This is a genomic window from Brevundimonas sp. Marseille-Q4549 (assembly GCF_976940555.1).
The window spans coordinates 1,578,275-1,600,041 of sequence record NZ_CDRHXG010000001.1 but is presented as its reverse complement, the minus strand read 5'-3'; the positions used below and the strand labels follow the sequence as shown (position 1 = coordinate 1,600,041).

The window sequence follows — 21,767 nt, the reverse complement described above, 5'->3', positions numbered from 1 at the left end:
GACCTTAACCGAGCCGCGTTGCAGACGCATGACGACGGCTTGATTCAGTGTGCGGGCGCACCGCGCATCCGTCCGATCTGCTGCACGATCAGGACGATGATCCCGCCCACGACCAGGCCGATCAGGGCAGAGCCCAACGCCGTCACAAGCCAGGCGACCAAGCCGCCCAGCGGCCCGAACACATGGCCGACGCCGTGGGCCAGATGCTCGAGCGGCTGGGCCGGCCAGGCCAGGCCCAACCGGTGCGTTCCGTGCACCAGGATGCCGCCGCCGACCCACAGCATGGCGGCCGTGCCGATGGCGCCCAGGGCGTTCATAACCACCGGCATCCCCTTGACCAGGCCGCGCCCCACGGTTCGCACGCCGCTGTTCGGACGCTGCGCCAGATGCAGGCCGATGTCGTCCATCTTCACGATCAGCCCGACCACTCCATAGACGGCGACGGTCATCGCCACCCCGACCACCAGCAGAACGACGGCCTGGGTCAGGACCGGCTGCGCCGCCACGTCGGCCAGGGCGATGGCCATGATCTCCGCCGACAGGATCAGATCGGTGCGGATGGCGCCGGACACGGTGGCTTTCTCCAGCAGTTTGGGATCGGTCTCGCTCGGCGCCGCCTCTTCATGGCCGCCGTGACCGAAGGCCTCCAGCAACTTTTCGGCCCCTTCGAAACACAGATAGGTCCCGCCGCACATCAGGAGCGGCGTGATCGCCCAGGGCGCGAAGGCCGTCAGCACCAGGGCCACCGGCAGGATCAGCAGCAGCTTGTTGCGCAAGGATCCGACCGCGATCTTGCCGATGATGGGCAGTTCGCGGCTGGGCGACAGGCCGGTCACATAACGGGGCGTCACCGCAGCATCATCGACCACCACCCCCGCCGCCTTGGCCGAGGCCTTGCCTGCCGCCGCCCCGACATCGTCGATGGAGGCCGCGGCCAGACGCGCGATCCCGGCCACGTCGTCGAGCAGGGCGATCAATCCGGAGGGCATCGGGCGGCGTCTTTCTCAATCAACGAACCGCACCTGCCTATGCGGCCCGGCGGCGATTGTCGATCACCCATCGCCGCAGGTTCCGCCGCTCAGACCACCCGTGTGTGGCGCCCTTCCCCGACCGTGTGGGGATCGAAGGCGGCGCAGACGGCGCGAACGAAGGGCCGGCCGCGCGGCGATACGCTCACGCGTCCCGCTTCCACCGTGATCAACCCGTCGTCGTGGAACCGCGCCAGACGCGGCCAGGCCGGGGCCGTGTCGGCCGGTCCCCGTCCATGAGCTTGGGCCAGGGCGGGCACATCGACCTGAAAGTCGCACATAAGCCGTTCGATGATCGCGCCGATGAAGGCGTCACGCGGGTTCAGGGCCACGCCTCGCGCCACGGGCAGGTCGCCGGCGACGACCGCCGCGCGCCAGTCCCGCTCCTGCGCGTGGTTCTGGACGAATCCCCTCGGCGTGCGGCTGATGGACGAGGCGCCCAGCCCGATCAGCACCTGGGCCGTATCGGTCGTATAGCCCTGGAAGTTGCGATGCAGCCGGCCGCTCCGCGCAGCCGCCGCCATGGAATCGTGCGGCAGGGCGAAATGATCCAGACCGATCGCCTGCCAGCCCTTGGCGGCCAGGTAACGCGACGCCGCCTGGCTCTGGGCGAAGCGGGCCTCGGCGTCCGGCAGATCGGCCGCGTCGATCAGCTTCTGATGCGGCTTCATCCACGGCACATGGGCATAGCCGAACAGGGCGATCCGTTCGGGCGACAGGGTCGTCACCCGCCCCAGGGTGTTGATCAGGTTTTCCACGGTCTGCAGCGGCAGGCCGTACATCAGGTCCAGATTGACCGAGGTCACGCCCTGGGTCCGCAGCCCCTCGACCGCCGCCTGGATGCTGTCGAAGGTTTCGGGGCGATTGACCGCGGCCTGGACGCGCGGCGACAGGTCCTGCACCCCCAGGCTGGCGCGGCTCAGGCCGATGCGGCCGGCGGCCTCCATCCATTCGGGCGTCAGGACCTCGGGGTCCAGCTCGGCGGCGACCTCGAAACAGTCGCCCAGGTCGAACCGTGCGGCCAGGCCGGCGTACAGCCGCTCCAGCTCGGCAGGCGGCAGCATGTTCGGCGTACCCCCGCCCAGATGGATCGACCCGACCCGCACCGGCCCTTTCATGTGCGCCAGCACCAGGTCGGCCTCCTGCAGCAGCAGATCGACGTAGCTGACGATCACCCCCGTCCGGTTCACCGCCCGGGTGTTGCAGCCGCAGTACCAGCACAGCCGCTTGCAGAACGGGATGTGCAGATACAGCGACACGGCCTGGTCGAGCGGTGCGACGGCCAGCCAGTCGCCCCAGGTCTCGCCCCCGACGGCCGGCGTGAACTGCACGGCCGTCGGATAGGAGGTGTAGCGCGGCGCATGGGCGTCATAGCGGTCGATCAGGTCCCGCGTCGCCAGCCTTTCGGCGTCAAAGAGGGACATCTTCCTCTTTCGAAGCGTCTGGCCGCGACAGGCCGACATCGCCTTCGTCGAACAGACGGAACTCGTGCCACAGACCGTTCAGGACGCCGAAGGCGACCGCCAGGCCCAGACCCAGGATCCAGGAAAAATACCACATTGCAGGGGTTCCTTCGGGCTCAGTACAGGTCGGGGTTGGTCTTGAGGGCGGCGGTCGAGGTCCGGCCCCACAGGACCCGATAGACCCAGGCCGTGTAGATCAGGATCAACGGCAGGAAGACCGCCGTGCAGATCAGCATGATGAACAGGGTCAGATGGCTGGACGAAGCGTTCCAAACCGTCAGGCTGGACTGCGGATTGATCGAGCTGGGCAGGATGAAGGGGAACATCGACAGGCCGGCGGTGGAGATGATCCCGACCGCCGACAGGGACGATCCGCCGAACGCCAGAGGGGCCGAACGCCGCCACATGCCGACCAGGCCGGCCAGCGCCCCCAGGAAGCCCAGCGTCGGGGCGATCAGCATCCAGGGATAACGGCCGTAGTTGTCCAGCCAGGCGCCGGGCGCGGCCTGGACCGTCGTACGCAGCGGGTTGGAGAAGCCGTTGACGTCCAGCGCTCCGGTGATCCGATAGCCCAGGCCGCCATAGGCGACATACAGGCCGCCGACCGCGAACAGGATCAGGGCCAGAACGCCCGCGACCGTACCAAACAGGCGGGCGCGCTCCATCACCGGACCCGGCTCGGCCTTGACCGACAGCCAGGCTGCGCCGTGCAGCACCAGCATGGCCACCGACAGCAGGCCGGCGATCAGGCTGAAGGGCGTGAACAGGCCCAGCAGACTGCCGTCATAGTAGGCGCGCAGATCGCCATCCAGGTGGAAGGGGGCGCCCAGAAGGACGTTGCCGACCGCCACGCCGAACACCAGGGCGGGCACGAAGCCGCCGATGAACAGGCACCAGTCCCAGAACGACCGCCAGCCGGCCGATGCGCGCTTGGAGCGGTATTTGAACGACACGGGCCGCAGGATCAGGGCCGACAGCACCAGGAACATGGCCAGGTAGAAGCCCGAGAAACTGACCGCATAGACGAAGGGCCAGGCGGCGAAGATCGCGCCGCCGCCCAGGATGAACCACACCTGGTTGCCTTCCCAGGTGGCGCCGACGGTGTTGATAACCATGCGGCGCTCCTCGTCGGTCTTGGCGACGAAGGGCAAAAGGGCGCCGACGCCCAGGTCGAAGCCGTCGGTCAGGGCGAAGGCGATCAGAAGCACGCCCAGCAGCCCCCACCAGATCAGGCGAAGCGTGGCGAAGTCGAGGGGAAGATCCATTGTCGGATGTCCTGAAAGCTAGGGGGTCAGGCGACGGCGGGCGCGAGCGGGCGCGGGTCGGGCTGCTGCGGGTCGGTTTCGCCGAAGGTCTCCTGCTCGTGGAACGGACCCTTCTTGATGGCGAACAGCATCAGCCGCACCTCGACCACCGCCAGGGCGCCATACAGCAGGGTGAAGCCGACGATGGTGGCCCACAGCTGCGGCACGGTCAGGGACGAGGCGCCCAGGAAGGTCGGCAGCACCCCGTCCACCGCCCAGGGCTGACGTCCGAACTCGGCCAGGATCCAGCCGAACTCGATGGCGATCCACGGCAGCGGAATGGCCAGGACGGCGATCCGCAGGAACCATTTCGTCTCATGCATCCGCACCGAACACAGGACGAAGGCGGTGGCGAAGAAGGCGATCAGGAACATCCCGATCCCGGCCATGATGCGGAAGCTCCAGAACAGGGCCGGCACGTTCGGCACGGTCTCCCAGGCGGTCTTCTGGATCAATTCGGGCGAGGCTTGACGGGGGTCGGCGACGTGACGCTTCAGCAAGAGGGCGTAGCCCAGGTCGCGGCGGTGGGTTTCAAACACCGCGCGCGCCGCCATGTCCTGCGGGTTCGCCTTGACCGTCTGAAGCGCATCGTAGGCGACGACGCCGGATTCGATGCGGTCCTGCGCCGTTGCGACCAGTTCGAAGATGCCTTCGACCGGCTTGTCGATGGTGCGCGTGGCGATCAGGCCCATGACCCACGGAATGTGGACGCCATAGTGGGTCTCGCGGTCCTTCATCGACGGGATGCCGATCAGGGTCAGGCCGGCCGGCGCGGGCTCGGTGTGCCACATGGCTTCGAGCGCGGCGAGCTTCATCTTCTGGTTGTCGGTCAGGGCGTAGCCGGACTGGTCGCCCAGAACCACAACCGAAAGGGAGGCCGCCAGGCCGAAGGCCGAGGCCACCGTCATCGACCGCTTGGCGAAGCCGACGTGCTTGCCCCGCAGCAGATAGAAGGCCGAGACGCCCAGCACGAAGACAGAGGCGCAGACATAGCCGGCCGAGACGGTGTGCACGAACTTGGCCTGGGCCACCGGGTTGAACAGCACGGCCATGAAGTCCGTGACCTCCATCCGCATGGTGTCGGGATTGAAGGCGGCGCCGACCGGGTTCTGCATCCAGCCGTTGGCGATCAGGATCCACAGGGCAGACAGATTGGTGCCCAGCGCCACCATAAAGGTGACGAACAGGTGCGCCGACGGCTTCAACTTGTCCCAGCCGAAGAACATCAGCCCGACGAAGGTCGCCTCCAGGAAGAAGGCCATCAGACCCTCGATCGCCAGCGGCGCGCCGAAGATGTCGCCGACATAATGGCTGTAATAGCTCCAGTTCATGCCGAACTGGAACTCCATGGTGATGCCGGTCGCGACGCCCAGGGCGAAGTTGATGCCGAACAGCACGCCCCAGAAGCGGGTGATCGTCCGCCAGATCGGGCGGCGGGTCATCACATAGATCGACTCCATGATGACCAGCATGAAACTGAGCCCCAGCGTGAGAGGCACGAACAGAAAGTGATAGAGGGCCGTCAGCGCGAACTGCAGCCGGGACAGGTCGACGACCGCTAGGTCGATCATGGCGTTGCTCCGTCACGCCGGACCAGGCGCCGACGTTTCACACGCCCTAGAAGTCCGGCGGGACGGTCGCCTTGATCTCGATCAAAGCGAGCGCCTATCGTCCGTTCTACTGGACGTTTCGTCCTTGGACATTTCGTCCAACGGTGTTTTGTCCCATGGCGCACGGCGGTTGTCGAGCGCTGGAGTCCGACGATGACCGCCGTCTCGCCTGCCCCGTTCGCCCCCGCCGCCTGGTTGAAACAGACCGCCCGCGCGTGGCGCCGGCCGGCGATGCTGGCCGCCGCCCTGACCGTCGCCGACGTCCTCCCCGCCATCGGTTTCGCCGCTGGCCTGGCCTTGGGCATCGACCAGTTCGGCCGCTCTCCGATCGCCGCCGCGCCCTGGCTGGCCCTGGCGGCCGCCAGCCTGATTGCGCGCGGCCTGTTGAGCCAAGCCGGCGTCGCGGTCGGCGCCCGTCTGGGCCGTGCGGTGAAACGGGACGTGCGCGACCGGCTTCTGACCGACCTGTTCGGACGCGGCCGACGCTCCGGCGACCGATTGACCGCCGTGGTCGAGGGGGTGGAGGCGCTGGACGGCTACTACGCCCGGTTCACGCCCCTGCGTCTGGCCGCCGGCCTGTCGCCCCTGCTGATCATCGCCGCCGCCGCCGTGGCCAGCCCGGTTTCGGCGGCCATTCTGCTGTTCACCCTCCTGCCCTTCGTCCTGGGCATGATCCTGGCCGGCACGGCGGCCGCCGGCGAGAGCCGACGTCAGTTTCAGGCGCTGGAGCGGCTCTCGGGCCTGTTCGTCGACCGGGTCCGCGCCCTGCCCGCCGTCCTGGCCTTCGGCGCCACCGACCGCGTGACCGCAGAAATCACCACGGCTTCCAACGAACTGGAGCATCGCACGGCCCGCGTCATGCGGATCGCCTTCGCCTCATCGGCCGTGCTGGAGTTCTTCTCGGCCCTGTCGGTCGCCCTGATCGCGGTCTATTGCGGGTTCAACCTACTGAGGCTGCTGCCCTTCCCGGTTCCCGAGACGCTGAACCTGGGTCGCGCCTTCTTCGTCCTGGCCCTGGCCCCCGAGGTCTATCAACCGTTGCGCCGCCTCGCCGCCGCCTATCACGACCGCCAGGCCGCCGAGGCCGCCGTCCCCGCCCTGATCACGCCCGACGAGACCAAGCCGGTGCGCCTGACGCTGGGGGACACGGCGCCGTCGATCCGGTTCCTCGCCGTCTCCATCGCCTATGACGGCGCTGCGCCGGTGATCGACGGGCTCGATCTGGATGTCCGGCCCGGCCAGATCGTCGCCCTGGTCGGCGCCAGCGGGGCGGGCAAGTCCAGCCTGCTGCACCTGCTGCTGGGCCTGTCGCCCCTGACCGCCGGCGCGGTCGAGATCGGCGGGGTCCGACTGGGCGACGGAGTCGATCTTTCGGGCCAGATCGCCTGGGCCAGTCAGGCGCCGGTCGTGGTGCCCGGCTTCCTGGCCCGCAATGTGGCCCTGGCCGATCCGACCGCCTGCCCCGGCCGCGTCAAGGCCGCCGCCCAGACGGCTGGCCTGACGGGCGACCTCGAACGCCCGATCGACGAGCGCGGCGGCGGTCTGTCCGGCGGCGAGCGCCGCCGTCTGGGTCTGGCCCGCGCCATGCTGAAGCGCGCGCCCATCCTGTTGCTGGACGAACCGACCGCCAATCTGGACCCCGCCTCCGAACAGGCCATGCTGGAGACGATCCGGGAGGCGGCGCGCGGACGCACGACCTTGATCGCCACCCATTCCGCCGCCGTCGCCGCCCTGGCCGATCGCGTGGTGCGGCTGTGAGCGGCCGTTCCACAGGCCGCGTCGCCGCCCTGATCGCGACCCAGCGCCAGGCCCAGCGTCGACGCCTGCGCCTGGCCGCCGCCGCCGGCGCCGTCGTTTCGGTCGCCGCCGTGGGCCTTCTGGGTCTGTCAGGCTGGTTCATCACCGGCGCGGCCTTCGCCGGGGCGGCGGGCGGCCTGGCGGTCCAAAGCTTCAACTATCTGACGCCCAGCGCGATCATCCGCCTTCTGGCCATCCTGCGCACCGGCGCTCGCTATATCGAGCGAGTCGCTGGCCATGAGGCGGCGCTGAAGGCTCTGGCCCGCCTGCGGCCCCAGTTGTTCCAAGCCCTGGCCTCGGCCCCGCCCGAACGCGCCCTGGCCCTGTCCTCGGGCGACGCCTCGGCCCGGCTGGTGCAGGACGTGGATGCCGTCCAGACCCTGTTCGTCAGGCTGTCGGCGCCCTGGGCGTTGGGCGCCGGCGTGGCGGCCTCCGTCCTCCTGGCCGCCATGGCGACGCCCCTGGCCGCCCTTGTGTTGCTGGGCGCCATGGGCCTGACCTGGGGCGGAGCGGCCGTGATCGCCCGTCATCGGGCCGAACCCGCCGGTCGCGCGGCCCAGGCGGCTGTCGCCCTGCTGAAGGATCGCCTGTCGGCGCTCGAGGCCGTCGCGCCCGAACTCAAGGCCTACGCACTGGATGGCTGGGCGGCGCAACAGGTGGCGGAAGCCGCCGCCGTCCGCGACCGCGCCCTGATCGACCAGGCCCAGGCCGGCGGCTGGATGGCGGCTTGGCAGGCGGGCGTCACGGGCCTCGCGGTCGCCGCCGTCGTGCCGGCGACCCACGGCGCGCCCCTGCCCCTGACGGCGCTGGCGGCCCTCGCGGCCGTGATGGGCCTGGAGTCCCTCGCCGGCCTGATCGGCGCCCTGCATCAGAACGGAGCGGCGGCCGAGGCCCAGGACCGGTTGGACGACCTTCTGCCCGATGAAGCGCCGCGTGTCCGCGCCGCGCCGCGCGACAAAACGATGCGCCTGGACGCGCTGGCGACGGACCTGTCGCCCCCTGTGCGACTGGGGCTGTTCGGCGCATCGGGCGCGGGCAAGACAACCCTGGTCGAACGGTTGATCGGCCTGCGCACCGCCCCCGAAGGCGAGGCGCGACTGGGCTGCATCGACATTGCGGATCTGGCGCCGGATGCGCGCCGCGCCCTGTTCGCCTACGCCGCCCAGGACGTGCGGCTGATAGAGGGCACGATCCGTCAGAACCTGATCCTGGCCGGTCCCGCGGACGAGGCCGCGATGTGGCGTGCTCTGGACGACGCCGCCCTGGCCCAACGGGTGCGCGCCGATCCCCTGGGGTTGGACGCTCCTGTCGGCGTCAACGGCGAGCGGCTGTCGGGGGGCGAGCGGCGGCGACTGGGTCTGGCGCGCGCCTATCTGCGGGACGCGCCCTGGCTGGTGCTGGACGAACCGACCGAGGGACTGGACGCCGCGACCGAGGCGCAGGTTCTGGCCGCCCTGACCCGTCGTCTGTCCGAGCGCGGTCAGGGCCTGATCCTGGTCAGCCACCGCCTGCCGCCCATGGCCGCCTGCGACATCCGCCTGCGGATCGAGGGCGTCGACGCCGACGGGCGGGTCCGCATGACGCGACAGGCCGAACCGGCGCCGGCCGAGGCCTGAGCGCTCAGGCCTCGCCTTCGGCGATGGCGCGCAGGCGCTCGGGCTGTTCCACCCGCAGTTCGTGCAGGGACAGCAGCCGGATGATCCCCGCCGTCTTCAGCTTGGTCAGGCCGCGACTGACCGTCTCTATGGTCAGGCCCAGATAGTCGGCCATTTCGGCCCGGGTCATCGGCAGATGGACGTGGCCGTCCTCCAGGGGACGCGCAGGGTCCAGGCCGGGCAGGTCCAGCAGGAAGGAGGCGATCCGTTCCTGCGCCGACTTGCGCCCCAAGAGCAGCATCTGGTTCTGCGCCGCCGCCAGTTCGTGCCGCGCGCGCTCCAGCAAGGCCGATCCCAGGGCCGGCGTCTCTTGCAACAGCGCCAGATAGTCGGCCTTGCGGAAGCGGCAGACGGTCGTGTCCTCTATGGCCTCGGCCGAGAAGGCGTAGGTCGGTCCCGTGGCCAGACCCACAAAGTCCCCGGCGAATAGAAAGCCCGTGATCTGGCGCCGACCGTCCGGCATCAGCTTGTAGATTCGCAAGGCTCCCGAGGTGACGTTGAACAGATGATCGGCGCGCTCTCCCTCGCGCACCAGCACCTCGCCCGTGGCGAAACGGGTCTGTTCGGCGATGGAGTCAAGCTGGTCCAGGTCTTCGGGCGGCAGGCTGTCGCACACGCTGAAGGCCCGCGCCCCACAGGTGGCGCAGGCGGAATCGCGTCGCCGCTGCGCGCATTCGACCGGAAGAGAGCGGAGTTCCAACATCGGCGCCACGATAGCCTGCATCGCCCCCGGCGCAAATCGGACGATCCGACCCGGCCTTCAGACCGCGTGAATCGCAGCCCTTAGATCGCGCACGAACAACGCCCGTTCCCGCGTCCTCGCCTCCGCATCCGGCAACCGCAGCAGATAGGACGGATGGACGGTCAGCAGCACGCGCGTCCCGTCGGCCTGGGTCATGACCGCGCCGCGCTCGGTCTGGACAGCAACCTTTCGTCCCAGCACCGCCAGGCCCGCCGTCGCGCCCAGAGCCAGGATCAGTCGCGGCTTCACCAGCCGCCGTTCATGGTCCAACCACCAGCGGCAGGCCTGAACCTCGCCCGCGTTCGGCGTTTTGTGCAGGCGGCGCTTGCCGCGCGGCTCATGCTTGAAGTGTTTGACCGCATTGGTCAGGTACAGCGCGTCGCGATCCAGGCCCGCCTCCACCATCGCCTGGTCCAGAAGCTGGCCCGCCGGGCCGACGAAGGGCTGGCCGGCCAGATCCTCCCGATCGCCCGGCTGTTCGCCCACGACCATCAGTTCCGCCGCCTGGCCCCCCGCGCCGCAGACGCCCTGGGTCGCATCGCGCCACAGTGGACAGCGCCGGCACCCCTGCACCCCGCGCGCCAGGTCGGCCAGGGTTTCCGGGACCAGGTCGTCGGTGGCGGCACGATCCACCAGAGGCGCACGCGCGCGCTGAAACCGCGCATTGGGCTGGGGCGTGGGCTGGGACACCATGGCATCAGTGCGAACCGCCGCCGCCGCCGTCAGTTCCGGGATCAGCGCCGCCTCGGGAAGGTTCTTCCAATATCGCTTCGGCATCTCCGACCGCATCGCCTTCAGCTTCAGCCGCGCCGGATTGAAGGTGGAGGCGTAATAGGTGCGCCAGAACGCCTCCATCTCGTCCTCGGCCGGCGCCTGGCTGCGGTCGGCGGCGGGCCCGAAGCGCATCAGGCCGCCATCCCAAGTCGCCGTCCCGTCCGGCGTCAGGATCGTCCAGCGCATGGTGCTGAAGCGCCGTGCGAAAAAGGGCGCCGTGGTCCGAAGCACCCGGTGCGCCGGCTCGAACCAGGCGACCCAATGCTCTCCTTGCGAATCCTCGGTCTGACGAAAGCGGACGAAGGCCTTCATCTTGTGCGCCGCCCGACGCACCGCCTTCATCCGGTCGGCGGCTTCGGCCACGTCGGGATCGGACAGAACCGCCATAAGATCCGGCTGGTCCCTCAGTCGCCACAGCAGACGATACATCAGGTCGAACCGATCCTCGGACCGATGCTGGATCAGGTCTTTCGCCGTCTCGAGAAAGGCGCGCGGCGCGGTGAAGGCGCCGTCCTTTTCAAATGAAGGCCCGCCATTTTCGAACAAGGCGGCCTGCCCTGACCCGACCACAAACCGCGCCTGGGCCGGCTCTACCCCAGCCAGACGAAAGGCCCGCGCCGCCGTCCGCCAACCGTCGAAATCCAGAGGATCGGTCAAGATCGCCGTGCGCATCAGAACAGGCTCAACTGTTCGACCTTGGCGCGCGGGGTCAGCCGCGCCCGCAGATCGGCGGCGTCCGTCAGCCCGCCCGGCGTCCAGTCCAGCGCCGTGATCCAGGGCCGCACCGCCTCGATCGACCGCGTCAGACGTCCCACGTCCTGCAGCCTCAGCGTCCGATATCGCCTGACCGACAGGATGCGGTCCACCGCCTTCACGCCCAGGCCCGGCACCCGCAGCAGGCTCTCGCGCGCAGCCTTGTTGACGTCCACCGGAAAGGCGTCTCGCCGCCGCAGCGCCCAGGCCAGCTTGGGATCGACCGCCAGATCCAGCATGCCGCCGTCGGTTCCCTCCCCGATCTCGGGCGCGCTGAACCCATAGAAGCGCATCAGCCAATCGGCCTGATACAGTCGATGTTCGCGCATCAGCGGCGGCTTGGTCGGCGGCAACAGGCTGGAGCCGTCGGGAATGGGGCTGAAGGCGGAATAATAAACCCGGCGCAGACCGTAGCCGCCGTAAAGCGACGCGCTGCGCGCCATGATCTCGGTGTCGGGCGCGCCATCCGCCCCGACGATCAGCTGGGTCGATTGTCCGGCCGGGGCGAAGGCTGGCGGGCGCTTGCGGTCGCGCCGTTCGGGCCTGGCCTCCTGCATCTTCAATCGGACCTGGCCCATCGTTTTGCGGATCGTCCGCACGTCCTTCTCGGGCGCCAGCCGCCCCAGAGCCTCGTCACGGGGCAGTTCTATATTGGCTGACAGCCGGTCGGCGTACAGCCCCGCCAGTTCCACCAGGCGCGCGTCTGCCTCCGGGATCAGCTTCAGATGGATATAGCCGCGAAAGTCGTGATCCTCGCGCAACCGTCGCGCAACCTCGACCAGTTGCTCCATCGTGTAGTCGCCGTTGCGGATGACCCCCGACGACAGGAACAGGCCCTCGATATAGTTCCGCCGATAGAAGGCCAGCGTCAGATCCACCACCTCGTCGACGGTGAATCGCGCCCGTTCGACGTTCGACGACACCCGGTTGATGCAATAGGCGCAGTCGTAGATGCAGAAGTTGGTCAGCAATATCTTCAGCAGACTGACGCACCGCCCGTCCGGAGTATAGGCGTGACAGATGCCCATCCCCTCCGTCGACCCCACGCCGCGCCCGCCCATCGAGTCGCGTTTGGCCGTCCCGGACGAGGCGCAGGATGCGTCGTACTTCGCCGCATCCGCCAGAACCGCCAGCTTTCGTCGAAGATCGATCTGCGCCATATGTTCATGATACGTTCCAACGAAAGCGAAATCCAGCGGCGCCGTGCGCAGGCCTTTTCCGGGACAAGACAGCCGTCATCGGGCGTGTTATGGGCGCGGTCATGCTCAGGGCTGCGCGCCGAATGATCAGAGAGTTGGGACTCGTCGGCGGCGTGCTGCTGGCGCTTGTCTTCGCCCTGCCTGCGTTCGAGAGCCACGCCTGCGCGGCTGAGCCGTCGTATGCCGCCGCCGTGTTCGACCAGGGCGGCGCCGGCGACGATCAGAAGCAATGTCCCGATTGCGGACCGGCCTGCGCCGGGGGGTGTTGCCATGCGCCTCACGCCGCCACCGCGCCGGATGTCGCGTCCACCGTCTCGACGCCGATTTTCTCGGTCCCCGCTGTCTGGACCCATCGCGTCGGCCGCGCCCTGGATGCGCCCGGCGGACCGGAACGCCCTCCACGCTTCTGACCTCCGGCCGGAGTTCGCACCGGCCGTTCTAGAGCCTCGCGCGGCGGCGACGTCGCGCGTCCCGAACTCTGGGCCCGATCTTGTACCGGGCGAGGAACCTGAGATGCCGTTGCAAAGACACTGGCTGACGACCGGCGCCGCCGTCGTCGCCGCCCTGGGCGTGGGCTTCGGCGCCGCCCGCTGGATCGACCATTCCCCCCCGCAGCCAAGCCCGCCGAGAACGATCACGCCGAAGACGAAGGGAACGGCGCGGTCGTCGCCCTGACACTGGAACAAGCCGCCCAGGCCGGCGTCGCCGTTGTCGCCCCGCAAAGAGGCGGCGGAGCGGAACTGAAGCTGCCGGGCCGCGTCAGCTTCGTCCCCGGGGCCGAAGCCGCCGTCGATGCGCCGCTGGCTGGCGCCGTCGCGCGGGTCCATGTGGGGATCGGCGACCATGTGTCAGCCGGATCGCCGCTGATCACAATGAGAAGTCCCGACGGCGCCGCCTCGCGCGCGTCGGCCGATGCGGCTCAGGCCGCCGTCGACGCCGCCCGTGCCGCCGAACGCCGCGACCGGACCCTGTTCGAGCGTGGCTGGGTGTCTCAGGCCCGGCTGGACGTCACCGCCGCAGAGGCCAGGCGCGCCGAGGCCGAACTGCGCGCCGCGCGCGCCCGCGTCGGCGCCTTTGGCGCGCCGGGCCCCGACGGCCTGACCATAATCCGCAGCCCCATCGCCGGCGTCGTCACGCGTATCAGCGTCGCCCCCGGACAGGTGCTGCACGAGGAGGCGTTGCAGGTCGCGGCCGTCGCCGACCCCCGCCGCGTCGAACTGGTGTTCGAGGCCCCGCCGTCCGCCGCCGCCCTGCTGCGACCGGGTGATCGACTGGAGAGCACCTTGGCCGGGGCCGAGGCCGTGTCCGGCGTCGTGGTCGCCGTGGCCCCGGCCAATGCGAACGGCGTGGTGGTCGTCCGCGCCCGCCCCGACACCGCGGCGCCGCCCGCCGGATCGGTCCTGTCGGCCCGTCTTTCGGCCGGCGGCGGGACCGGCGCCCTGGTCGTTCCGCTTGACGCCGTCCAGACGGTCGATGGCGTTCCCTCGGTCTTCGTCGTCGAGGCAAAGGGCTTTCGCGCCCGTCCGGTCGTCACCGGCCGCACCGCCGACGGCCGCATCGAAATCCTGTCCGGCCTGACCGGCGCCGAGCGGATCGCCGGGGCCGGCGCCTTCCTGCTCAAGGCCGAACTGGCCAAGGGCGAAGCGGAGCACGGGCACTGATCATGCTGGACCGTATCATCGACGCCTCCGTGCGTTTCCGCTGGCTGGTCGTCGGACTGGCCGTCGTCCTGGCCGTCGTCGGCGGACGCGAGCTTCTGCGCCTGCCCATCGACGCCGTGCCGGACATCACCAACCGTCAGGTGCAGATCACCACCGTCGCCCCCGCCTTGGGGCCCGAGGAGGTCGAGCGCCAAGTCACCTTCCCGCTGGAGACGGCGCTGGCGGGTCTGCCGGGACTGACCGAGACCCGCTCCCTGTCGCGCCACGGCTTCAGCCAGATCACCGCCGTCTTCACCGACAGCACCGACATCTATTTCGCCCGGAACCTGGTCAATGAGCGGCTCCAGTCCGCGCGCGCGGACCTGCCCGGAGGCCTTTCCCCGTCCATGGGGCCTGTCGTGACCGGTCTTGGCGAGGTCTACATCTGGACGCTGGATTTCTCCGGCCCGGCCGCGCGTTCCGGCGTTCCCTATGTCACCCCCGAGGGCGAACGCCTGACCACCGACGTCGAAAAGGCCACCTATCTCCGCACCGTCCAGGACTGGATCGTCGCGCCGCAGTTGAAGACCGTTCCCGGCGTCGCCGGCGTCGATGCGCTGGGCGGCTATGTGAAGGAATACGCCGTCCATCCCGATCCCGGCCGTCTCGCCGCCTATGGCGTCGGTCTGGTCCAGTTGGTCGAAGCGCTGGAGCACGCCAACCGCATCGCCGGCGCCGGCTATGTCGACCGCGCGGGCGAGGCCTATATCGTCCGCGCCGACGCCCGCCTGAAAAGCCTGGAAGACCTGGCCCAGACGCCGATCCTGAACCGGGGCGGCCAGGTCATTCGGGTCTCCGACGTCGCGACCGTGGAGATCGGCCGTGCGCCCCGCCTCGGTTCAGCCAGCGCCGACGGCCGAGAAACCGTCGTCGGCACCGCCCTCATGCTTCAGGGCGAGAACTCGCGCGAGGTCGCTCGTCGCGTCGGCCAGAAGCTGGAGACCATGAGGGCCAGCCTTCCGGCCGGCGTCGTCCTGCGCCCGGAATTGGACCGAACCGATCTGGTCGAGGCGACCATCCGGACTGTCGAACACAATCTGGCCCTGGGCGCCCTGCTCGTCATCGCCGTTCTCTTCTTCGCCCTGGGCGACGTGCGGGCGGCGGTGATCACGGCCCTGGTCATCCCGCTCAGCTTCCTGTTTGCGGCCTCGGCCATGAACCGGTTCGGCATCAGCGCCAATCTGCTCAGCCTGGGCGCATTGGACTTCGGCCTGATCGTCGATGGCGCAGTGGTGGTGATCGAAAACACCCTGCGCCGTCTCGGCCTCGCCCGTGCCGAGACAGGACGCCCCCTGACACTGGCCGAACGCCTGTCGGTCGTCGCCGCCTCGGCGCGCGAGATGGCGCGCCCCGCCGCCTTCGGCCAGGCCATCATCCTTCTGGTCTATGCCCCGCTGCTGATGTTCGAGGGTGTCGAGGGCAAGATGTTCGGCCCGATGGCCGCCACCGTCATGCTGGCCCTGTTGGCGGCCTTCATCCTCAGCTTCACCTTCGTGCCCGCCATGGCCGCCCTTATCGTCAGGGAGCCGAAGGCCGAGCACGCGGACCCCCGGCTGACCCGCGCCGCAAGGGCCCGCTACGCCCCCCTGCTGCGCGCCGCCATCGCTCGCCCTCGCGCGGTCCTGATCGGCGCAGCAGTCGCCCTGCTGGCCGGCGCCGTCGCCTTCGCCACTCTGGGTCGCGAGTTCGTGCCCCGACTGGACGAGGGAGACGTCCTGGTCCAGGCCCTGCGCGTCCCGTCCACGTCGCTGGAGCAGAGCCAGGCCATGCAGTTCCAGGTCGAAAAGACCCTGAAGGCCATGCCCGAGGTCGCCCGCGTCTTCACCCGGACCGGCACGGCCGAGGTCGCTTCCGACCCCATGCCGCCCTCCATCTCCGATACCTTCGTCATGCTGAAGGATCGCAAGGACTGGCCCGATCCACGCCTGTCCAAGGCAGACCTGGTCGGTCGCATGGAGCAGCGGCTCTCGACCCTTCTGGGCAGCACCTACGAATTCACCCAGCCCATCGAGATGCGGTTCAACGAACTGATCGCCGGGGTCCGCTCCGACGTGGCGGTGATGATCTATGGCGACGATTTCGCGGCGATGGATCGCACCGCCCGCCAGGTCGCCACGATCCTGAACGGCGTCGACGGCGCCGCCGACGTGCGCGTCGAACAGGTGTCGGGCCAGCCGACCATCACCGCCAGCGTCGACCGCACGGTCGCGGCGGCGCAAGGGGTGCACGCCTCCGACGCCGCCGATGCTCTGTCCATCGCGCTTGCGGGCCGCAGCGCGGGGCAGATCAACGAGGGCGACCGCCGCTTCGACGTGGTGGTCCGTCTGGGCGACCCGTTCCGCAACGACCCCACGATCATGGAACAGCTGCCCGTCATGCCTGAAAACGCCGAAGCCGGCGCGCCCACCGTGCCCCTGTCGTCGGTCGCCCGCTTCGACGTTTCCGAAGGGCCGAACCAGATCAGCCGCTCGAACGGCAAGCGGCGCATGATCGTCCAGGCCAATGTCCGCGGCCGCGACCTGGGGGGCTTCGTCGCCGAGGCCCAGGCCAAGGTCGCCGATCAGGTCCAGCCCCCGCCCTCGGGCTGGATCGATTGGGGCGGTCAGTTCGAGAATCTGCAACGCGCCTCCGCCCGGCTGGGGCTGATCGTGCCCATCGTCTTTCTGACGATCGGCGGTCTGCTGGTCCTGGCGCTGCGATCATGGAAGGACGCAGCCCTGGTGTTCGCGGGCGTGCCCCTGGCCTTGGTCGGCGGCGCCCTCGCGTTGGCGGCGCGGGGCATGCCTCTGTCGATCAGCGCGGCGGTCGGCTTCATCGCCGTTTCCGGCGTGGCGACATTGAACGGACTGGTGCTGATGCAGGCGATCCGAGGGCGACTGAGCGAGGGCGCGCTCGCCTCGCAGGCGGCGCTGGAGGGCGCGGTCGATCGTCTGCGCCCGGTCCTGACCACCGCCCTGGTCGCGGTTCTGGGCTTCGTCCCGATGGCCTTCGCCCGCGGTCCCGGCGCCGAGGTTCAGAAGCCTTTGGCGACGGTGGTTATCGGCGGGTTGATCACCGCGACCCTGCTGACCCTGATCGTCCTACCCGTCCTCGCCGCCCTGTGGAACCGCCAGCCGGCCCCTGGAAAGAGATGACGCGCCCCATGACGCGCCGAGTTCTTTTCCAGGCTCGGCGCGTCATGGATATCCCGTATCGTTCTGGGTTAGGGGCGAGGAGCCGCATCGGATGAGCCGCCGACCGACTGTGACGCCGGGATCGCCGCGCCCTGTATCCGCTCGGGATCATAACTCACATCGAACAGGCAGGCCTCCCCGTATCGCGGTCTTGCGGCTTCGCACAAGGTCGATACCGCATGCGCGTCCGGCCTGACCCCTGAGTCCAGCCAGGCCATCATGGCCGCGAACACGGCGACGTACTCAGGCGGGCTTCAAGCGCTGTGTTCCGCTTCGTCGGTGAAGGTCTGGACGAGGAGATCCGAACGGCCGGCCGAGGCCACCCGATCTCGATAGACGGCCTCGTTGCTGACGAAGGCGGTGGGATCGGCCTTGCCGTGGATGGTGATGGTCGGCGCCACGATCAAGCCCGACAGGTCGGCGTCATAGGCCAGGCGCGCCACACCCATGGAATCGGCCGCGAACCGCTGCACGCCGGCGTTCAGGGCCGCATCGTCGTGCGATCCGGCATAGACGCGGTCGATGTTCGAGAAGGGATTCAACCCGTCCAGACGACGCTGAACCATATCGCGGAACAGGAAGGTGCCCCAGGCCAGATGGGCGACCAGTTCGTCCTCCTGTACGCCCGTCACGGCCAGAATGTCGGCCAGGTTCCGCTTCTGCACGGCCGTGCGTCGTGCCTCGGGCAGGCCGACGCCGGTGCAGGTCTTGACCCGTTCGGCCAGATCGGCCCGCGTCATGCGCGATCCCTCCGGCAAGCCCTGCCACAGAGGATACTGCGGCTCGTCCGGGGCGGGGTGGTTGCGGCAGACATACTGATAGACGGCCCGCAGATCGGCGCGGAAACCATAGGCCCTGGTCCCTCCCGCCAGCACGCCGCTGGTCAGAACCACCCCGTCCCAAACCACCTTGCCCTCCGCGTCGCGGGCGTAGAGTTCGGCCGCCTTGGCCGCGACGTTTCCGCCCCACGATTGACCGTGCAGAAGGGTTCGGCGCGGCCGGCCGAAGGCGTCCCAGAACAGCTGGCGCAGAGTGTCGGTGTCTTCGGCCGCCATCCGTACGCCATAACCTCCACGCCGATAGGTGGAGCCCGCCCAGGCGAAGCCCTCCTTCACCGTCATGGAGAAGCGATTCAGGTCCTCCAACGGGTCATCGGGTCGTGGGGCGCTGGTGCGCGGGCCGCCATGGGCGTGCACCACCAGGGTCCCGTTCCACTGATCCGGCACGGCGATCCAATAATAGTCACCGCGCACGCCGCGTCCCGACCAGCACCGTGTCTTCTGCGGCAGAAAGTCGGGGCAGGCGGCGGGTGTCGGAGACGACGAAGGCGATGCGGCCGCCGCAGCGGGCCGCGACACGACAGGCTGCGTCGCGGCGTCCTGGGCCAGGGCCGTAGCGGGCGCGAATACGCACGCCGCGCCCGATATCAGCCAGACCTTCAAACGGTGTTGCATCGTCATCGCCGTCTCCTCCCCGTCAGAACGTCTTGGAGACGTTGACGTACCAGTACCGGCCCCAGGGGCTGTAAACCGAGCCGCGATAACCGCCGTCGGCCAGGGGCGGCCCCTGGTCGGTCAGGTCGCGGCCGCCGACACGCACCCGGGTGTCGTCCGGGAATTCATAGTCGACGTAGGCGTTGATGGTGTTGCGGCCCTTCACCTCCCACGGGGTGTTGGCGCTGCTCAGCAGGCCGGGTTGGTCGAAGGCGCTGACGTACTGACTGGACGCCCCGGCGCGCCAGGCGCCCTTTCGCCAGGTCAGGCTGGCGTTGACCCGCCATTCCGGCCGCCCGTTCTGCCCGATCAGTTGCGAGGAGTCCGGCAGGGTGGTCCCGGCGTTGATCGTCCCGGCTGCGCGCGCGGCGTACAGCTGATTGACGATATCGCCCGGGTCGCGCGTGAATTTCTCCAGTTTGGAGCCGTTCACATTGACGATGAAGGTGCCGTAGCGCGTGCGGCGCAGCGACCAGTTCATCGACACGTCCAGGCCCGCGACCGTCTGAGGCTGCAGGTTGATGAAGCGATCGTTGATCGACACCACCTCGCCAACCGGCGTCAGGCCCGTGCCCTGGAACAGCAGAATGTCCTCGGGCGTCGGCGCGCGACGGTTGACCAACGGATTGGAGCCGCCTCCGACCCGCTCCAGATAGTCCAGGGCAAGAGCCGTCTGGGCGCCCAGCAGGCCCACGATCTTCTCCTGTTCGATCCGCCAGCGGTCGACGGTGAAGGTGAAGTCGCCGAACCGTTCCGGAATGAACGACGGCTGCAGCACCAGACCATACGAACTGTTGGTGCTTTCCTCGGGTTTCAGGTCAGGGTTGCCGGCCACCAGCAACTGGGCGCCTGAAAGGTTCTGTGCGCAAGCGGCGAAGGTCGTGATCCGGTTGGCCCTCAGATCCGCCTCGCAGCGGATGTAGTCTACGCCGCTGGCCAGACGACCGTATTGAGTGGCGTTGGTCTGCTCCAGGTTCGGCGCGCGGAACCCTTCCGAATAGGAACCGCGCACGCGCACGCCGGGCACGACGTCCCAGGCCACGGCGATCTTGGGCTTGGCGACGGAACCGAAGTCCGAATAGTGCTCGTATCGACCCGCCAGTTGCACGTCCACGCTGTGAACCAGCGGAATGTTCATCTCCGGCGACACCAGGGGCACGGCGAACTCGACATAGGTCGAAAAGACCTCCCGGCTGCCGGAGGTGTCCGGGTTCGGGCTGACGGCGGAGACATTGGAGAGGTTGGTTTCGCCCGTCACCATGTCGGTGAAGGTGAATGTGCCGTCCACATTGGCGTCGCGGTCGTCCTTCTGGGTCTCGCGGCGGGCCTCCAGGCCGAAGGCCATGCCGACCGAGCCGCCGGGCAGGTGGAACAGGTCTCTCCGAGACAGTTTGAAATCGGCCAGGGTCAGGGTGGTCTTGGACACCCGGTGCAAGTCGAAGCGAACGGCGTCGGCGGCGACCTGAGAGCTGGGCAGGCAGTCGCCGTACGACGGCGTGGCCGAACACCCGCCGCCGAACGGGTTGTAGGCGTCAGGCGTGGACAAGGCCAGCTGACGCTGGAGCGCCGTCATATTGACGTTGGGCGAGATGTCCTTGGCCCCAGCCTCGGAATACAGCAGGGCCGTCTCCCAATTGAAACCATGCCATTCGCCGCGCAGCCCGCCCAGTGCTCGGGCCTGGTAGTTGTCGACCTTGACCACCTGGAAGCCGACATCGACAAAGCGATAGTTGGTCATCAGGACCGGCAATCCCCCTGTGGGCACATTCGTCAGACCGGGCAGTCGGTTGGGGTTCAGCGATCCGTCGGCGAAGCGCACCGGACCGAAGGGATTGTAATAGTTGCTGGCCGGGATCCAGACCTGGTTCAGGTTCACCACCGGCGGCTGAACCGCTCGGCTGTGCGCGGTGTAATAGCCCAGCTCCCCGAACGCCTCGATGTCCGGCGTCAGATTGTAGCGTCCGGTCAGGAACAGATTTCCGCGCTGCACCGACGGACGCACGGTGGTCTCATAGCGCGTGTCGTACCGCATCTCTCGGTTCGCGACGTTGAAGTTCAAATTGCCGCTGGCCAGGCAGACGTCGTTGCCGACGCTCACCGGACACCCATAGCTGGACGGCTGATAGTGGAAGGCGCCGGCGGTGTTGGTCACGTTGACGCCGTTCGAACGTATCACCGCCCGTGATCCGACCGACAGGCGCGCCCACGGCGTGTGCGAGGACCGGCCGTCCAGAGACTGGACGTTCGCGAAATCGGGATAGTCGGCGAAAAGGGGGCGCAAGTCGTCGGACCGGGTATAGTCCTGGTCCGAAGCCCACAGGGCCGTGCGCTCGGCATAGTTCGCGAACAGCGAGACATTGCCCCGATCGAACGTCTTGCCGGCGAACAGATTCAGCTCGGTGTCGCGCATCTGGGTCCCCTCCGCGCCGCCGTAACGGGCGCTGAAGGAAAGGCCGTCGATGTCGGTGCGCAGAACGGTGTTGACCACGCCCGCCACGGCGTCCGCGCCATAGATGGCGGCCGCGCCGTCGAGCAGGACTTCCAGCCGCTCCAGCCCCGCCACCGGAATGGCGTTGGAGTTGTAGCTCAGCACCGGCACGGTGCCCGTGTCCGAGGTGCCCTGGCTGGTCGGGTGCTGGACCAGACGTCGGCCGTTCAGCAGCACAAGCGTGTTGCCCACGCCCAGAGAGCGCAGGTTCACCGAATTGACGTCTCCGCGCGCCGAGTTCGATGTCTGCGGATTATTGGCGGAATCGAACAGCACGTCGCCCATCTGCGGAATGGTGCGCAACAGTTCGTCGCCGGTCGTGGCCCCCGTCGCTTCGATCTGTTCGCGGTCGGCGACGACCACCGGCAGGGCGGCGGTGGTGCGCGCGCCCTTGATGTTGGTCCCGACGACGACGATCTCGTCCACTTGCGCGGGTTCAGCCGGCAAGGCTTCCTGCGCCATGGCGGCGCCGGCGAACAGAACAGCCGTAGCCGTGGTCGCCATCAGGGCGATCTTCGAAGAGTAGGTCATGGTTTCCTCCCGTCGCCGCCGTTTTTGGCGGTCGTTTCGTTGATGGTTTGACGGCCC

The 21,767-nt window shown here is 68.7% G+C and carries 16 protein-coding genes; 6 read left to right on the top strand and 10 right to left on the bottom strand.

Features of this window, described 5'->3' with window-relative positions; translation table 11 throughout:
- Window positions 1–44 precede the first annotated feature (44 nt).
- From ACWPV3_RS07745 to ACWPV3_RS07725, 5 genes are all read right to left on the bottom strand, one after another.
- A complete protein-coding gene (locus ACWPV3_RS07745; RefSeq protein ID WP_453977492.1) occupies window positions 45–989 on the bottom strand; it encodes a DUF808 domain-containing protein in 945 nt (314 codons plus the stop codon).
- A gap of 89 nt (window positions 990–1,078) precedes the next feature.
- The gene (gene hemN / locus ACWPV3_RS07740; RefSeq protein WP_453977491.1) at window positions 1,079–2,452 is read right to left on the bottom strand and encodes an oxygen-independent coproporphyrinogen III oxidase; all 1,374 of its coding nucleotides are present in this window, start codon (window positions 2,450–2,452) and stop codon (window positions 1,079–1,081) included.
- Entirely contained in the window at window positions 2,439–2,588 is a 150-nt protein-coding gene (gene cydX / locus ACWPV3_RS07735; protein WP_292087369.1) for a cytochrome bd-I oxidase subunit CydX, read from the bottom strand. The genes hemN and cydX overlap by 14 nt, the downstream gene beginning before the upstream one ends.
- Window positions 2,589–2,607: 19 nt before the next feature.
- The gene (gene cydB / locus ACWPV3_RS07730) at window positions 2,608–3,756 is read right to left on the bottom strand and encodes a cytochrome d ubiquinol oxidase subunit II (protein ID WP_453977490.1); all 1,149 of its coding nucleotides are present in this window, start codon (window positions 3,754–3,756) and stop codon (window positions 2,608–2,610) included.
- Between the two features lie 26 nt (window positions 3,757–3,782).
- Complete coding sequence (locus ACWPV3_RS07725) at window positions 3,783–5,363, bottom strand: cytochrome ubiquinol oxidase subunit I (protein WP_453978511.1); 1,581 nt, start codon at window positions 5,361–5,363, stop codon at window positions 3,783–3,785.
- Between the two features lie 195 nt (window positions 5,364–5,558).
- Between ACWPV3_RS07725 and cydD the strand changes: the two genes are divergently transcribed.
- Both cydD and ACWPV3_RS07715 read left to right on the top strand, forming a co-directional pair.
- Window positions 5,559–7,163, top strand: coding sequence for a thiol reductant ABC exporter subunit CydD (gene cydD / locus ACWPV3_RS07720; protein ID WP_453977489.1), 1,605 nt, complete (start codon window positions 5,559–5,561; stop codon window positions 7,161–7,163).
- A complete protein-coding gene (locus ACWPV3_RS07715; protein WP_453977488.1) occupies window positions 7,160–8,818 on the top strand; it encodes an amino acid ABC transporter ATP-binding/permease protein in 1,659 nt (552 codons plus the stop codon). The genes cydD and ACWPV3_RS07715 overlap by 4 nt, the downstream gene beginning before the upstream one ends.
- Window positions 8,819–8,822: 4 nt before the next feature.
- Here ACWPV3_RS07715 and ACWPV3_RS07710 read toward each other — a convergent pair whose 3' ends face one another.
- The 3 genes from ACWPV3_RS07710 to ACWPV3_RS07700 form a co-directional block, all read right to left on the bottom strand.
- Window positions 8,823–9,473: a Crp/Fnr family transcriptional regulator gene (locus ACWPV3_RS07710; RefSeq protein ID WP_453977487.1), complete on the bottom strand. Its 651-nt coding sequence runs from the start codon at window positions 9,471–9,473 to the stop codon at window positions 8,823–8,825.
- Window positions 9,474–9,617: 144 nt separating this feature from the next.
- On the bottom strand, window positions 9,618–11,045 hold the full coding sequence (locus tag ACWPV3_RS07705; protein WP_453977486.1) for a UdgX family uracil-DNA binding protein: 1,428 nt from the start codon (window positions 11,043–11,045) through the stop codon (window positions 9,618–9,620).
- On the bottom strand, window positions 11,045–12,286 hold the full coding sequence (locus tag ACWPV3_RS07700) for a putative DNA modification/repair radical SAM protein (RefSeq protein WP_453977485.1): 1,242 nt from the start codon (window positions 12,284–12,286) through the stop codon (window positions 11,045–11,047). The genes ACWPV3_RS07705 and ACWPV3_RS07700 overlap by 1 nt, the downstream gene beginning before the upstream one ends.
- 134 nt (window positions 12,287–12,420) lie before the next feature.
- Here ACWPV3_RS07700 and ACWPV3_RS07695 point away from each other — a divergent pair, with 134 nt between their 5' ends.
- The 4 genes from ACWPV3_RS07695 to ACWPV3_RS07680 all read left to right on the top strand — a co-directional run bounded on the left by ACWPV3_RS07695 (window position 12,421) and on the right by ACWPV3_RS07680 (window position 17,159).
- Window positions 12,421–12,735, top strand: a complete 315-nt coding sequence (locus tag ACWPV3_RS07695; RefSeq protein ID WP_453977484.1) for a hypothetical protein — start codon at window positions 12,421–12,423, stop codon at window positions 12,733–12,735.
- A gap of 103 nt (window positions 12,736–12,838) precedes the next feature.
- Window positions 12,839–13,000 carry a hypothetical protein gene (locus ACWPV3_RS07690; RefSeq protein ID WP_453977483.1) on the top strand — a complete coding sequence of 54 codons (162 nt, stop codon included), beginning with the start codon at window positions 12,839–12,841 and terminating at the stop codon, window positions 12,998–13,000.
- Window positions 12,997–13,986, top strand: a complete 990-nt coding sequence (locus tag ACWPV3_RS07685) for an efflux RND transporter periplasmic adaptor subunit (protein WP_453978510.1) — start codon at window positions 12,997–12,999, stop codon at window positions 13,984–13,986. The genes ACWPV3_RS07690 and ACWPV3_RS07685 overlap by 4 nt, the downstream gene beginning before the upstream one ends.
- A 2-nt stretch (window positions 13,987–13,988) precedes the next feature.
- Complete coding sequence (locus tag ACWPV3_RS07680) at window positions 13,989–17,159, top strand: efflux RND transporter permease subunit (RefSeq protein WP_453977482.1); 3,171 nt, start codon at window positions 13,989–13,991, stop codon at window positions 17,157–17,159.
- Window positions 17,160–17,452: 293 nt separating this feature from the next.
- Here the strand turns inward: ACWPV3_RS07680 and ACWPV3_RS07675 are convergent, their stop codons facing one another.
- Window positions 17,453–18,658 (bottom strand): hypothetical protein, encoded by a 1,206-nt coding sequence (locus tag ACWPV3_RS07675; RefSeq protein WP_453977481.1) that lies wholly within the window; start codon window positions 18,656–18,658, stop codon window positions 17,453–17,455.
- A 16-nt stretch (window positions 18,659–18,674) separates the two neighbouring features.
- Window positions 18,675–21,710 carry a TonB-dependent receptor plug domain-containing protein gene (locus ACWPV3_RS07670; RefSeq protein ID WP_453977480.1) on the bottom strand — a complete coding sequence of 1,012 codons (3,036 nt, stop codon included), beginning with the start codon at window positions 21,708–21,710 and terminating at the stop codon, window positions 18,675–18,677.
- Between the last annotated feature and the right edge of the window lie 57 nt (window positions 21,711–21,767).

What these genes read in the sequence shown, in the direction of transcription:
- ACWPV3_RS07745 (WP_453977492.1), bottom strand. Translation starts at nt 989, where the DNA reads ATGCCCTCCGGATTGATCGCCCTGCTCGACGACGTGGCCGGGATCGCG.
- hemN (WP_453977491.1), bottom strand. Translation starts at nt 2,452, where the DNA reads ATGTCCCTCTTTGACGCCGAAAGGCTGGCGACGCGGGACCTGATCGAC.
- cydX (WP_292087369.1), bottom strand. Translation starts at nt 2,588, where the DNA reads ATGTGGTATTTTTCCTGGATCCTGGGTCTGGGCCTGGCGGTCGCCTTC.
- cydB (WP_453977490.1), bottom strand. Translation starts at nt 3,756, where the DNA reads ATGGATCTTCCCCTCGACTTCGCCACGCTTCGCCTGATCTGGTGGGGG.
- cydD (WP_453977489.1), top strand. Translation starts at nt 5,559, where the DNA reads ATGACCGCCGTCTCGCCTGCCCCGTTCGCCCCCGCCGCCTGGTTGAAA.
- ACWPV3_RS07705 (WP_453977486.1), bottom strand. Translation starts at nt 11,045, where the DNA reads ATGCGCACGGCGATCTTGACCGATCCTCTGGATTTCGACGGTTGGCGG.
- ACWPV3_RS07700 (WP_453977485.1), bottom strand. Translation starts at nt 12,286, where the DNA reads ATGGCGCAGATCGATCTTCGACGAAAGCTGGCGGTTCTGGCGGATGCG.
- ACWPV3_RS07690 (WP_453977483.1), top strand. Translation starts at nt 12,839, where the DNA reads ATGCCGTTGCAAAGACACTGGCTGACGACCGGCGCCGCCGTCGTCGCC.
- ACWPV3_RS07680 (WP_453977482.1), top strand. Translation starts at nt 13,989, where the DNA reads ATGCTGGACCGTATCATCGACGCCTCCGTGCGTTTCCGCTGGCTGGTC.
- ACWPV3_RS07675 (WP_453977481.1), bottom strand. Translation starts at nt 18,658, where the DNA reads ATGACGATGCAACACCGTTTGAAGGTCTGGCTGATATCGGGCGCGGCG.
- ACWPV3_RS07670 (WP_453977480.1), bottom strand. Translation starts at nt 21,710, where the DNA reads ATGACCTACTCTTCGAAGATCGCCCTGATGGCGACCACGGCTACGGCT.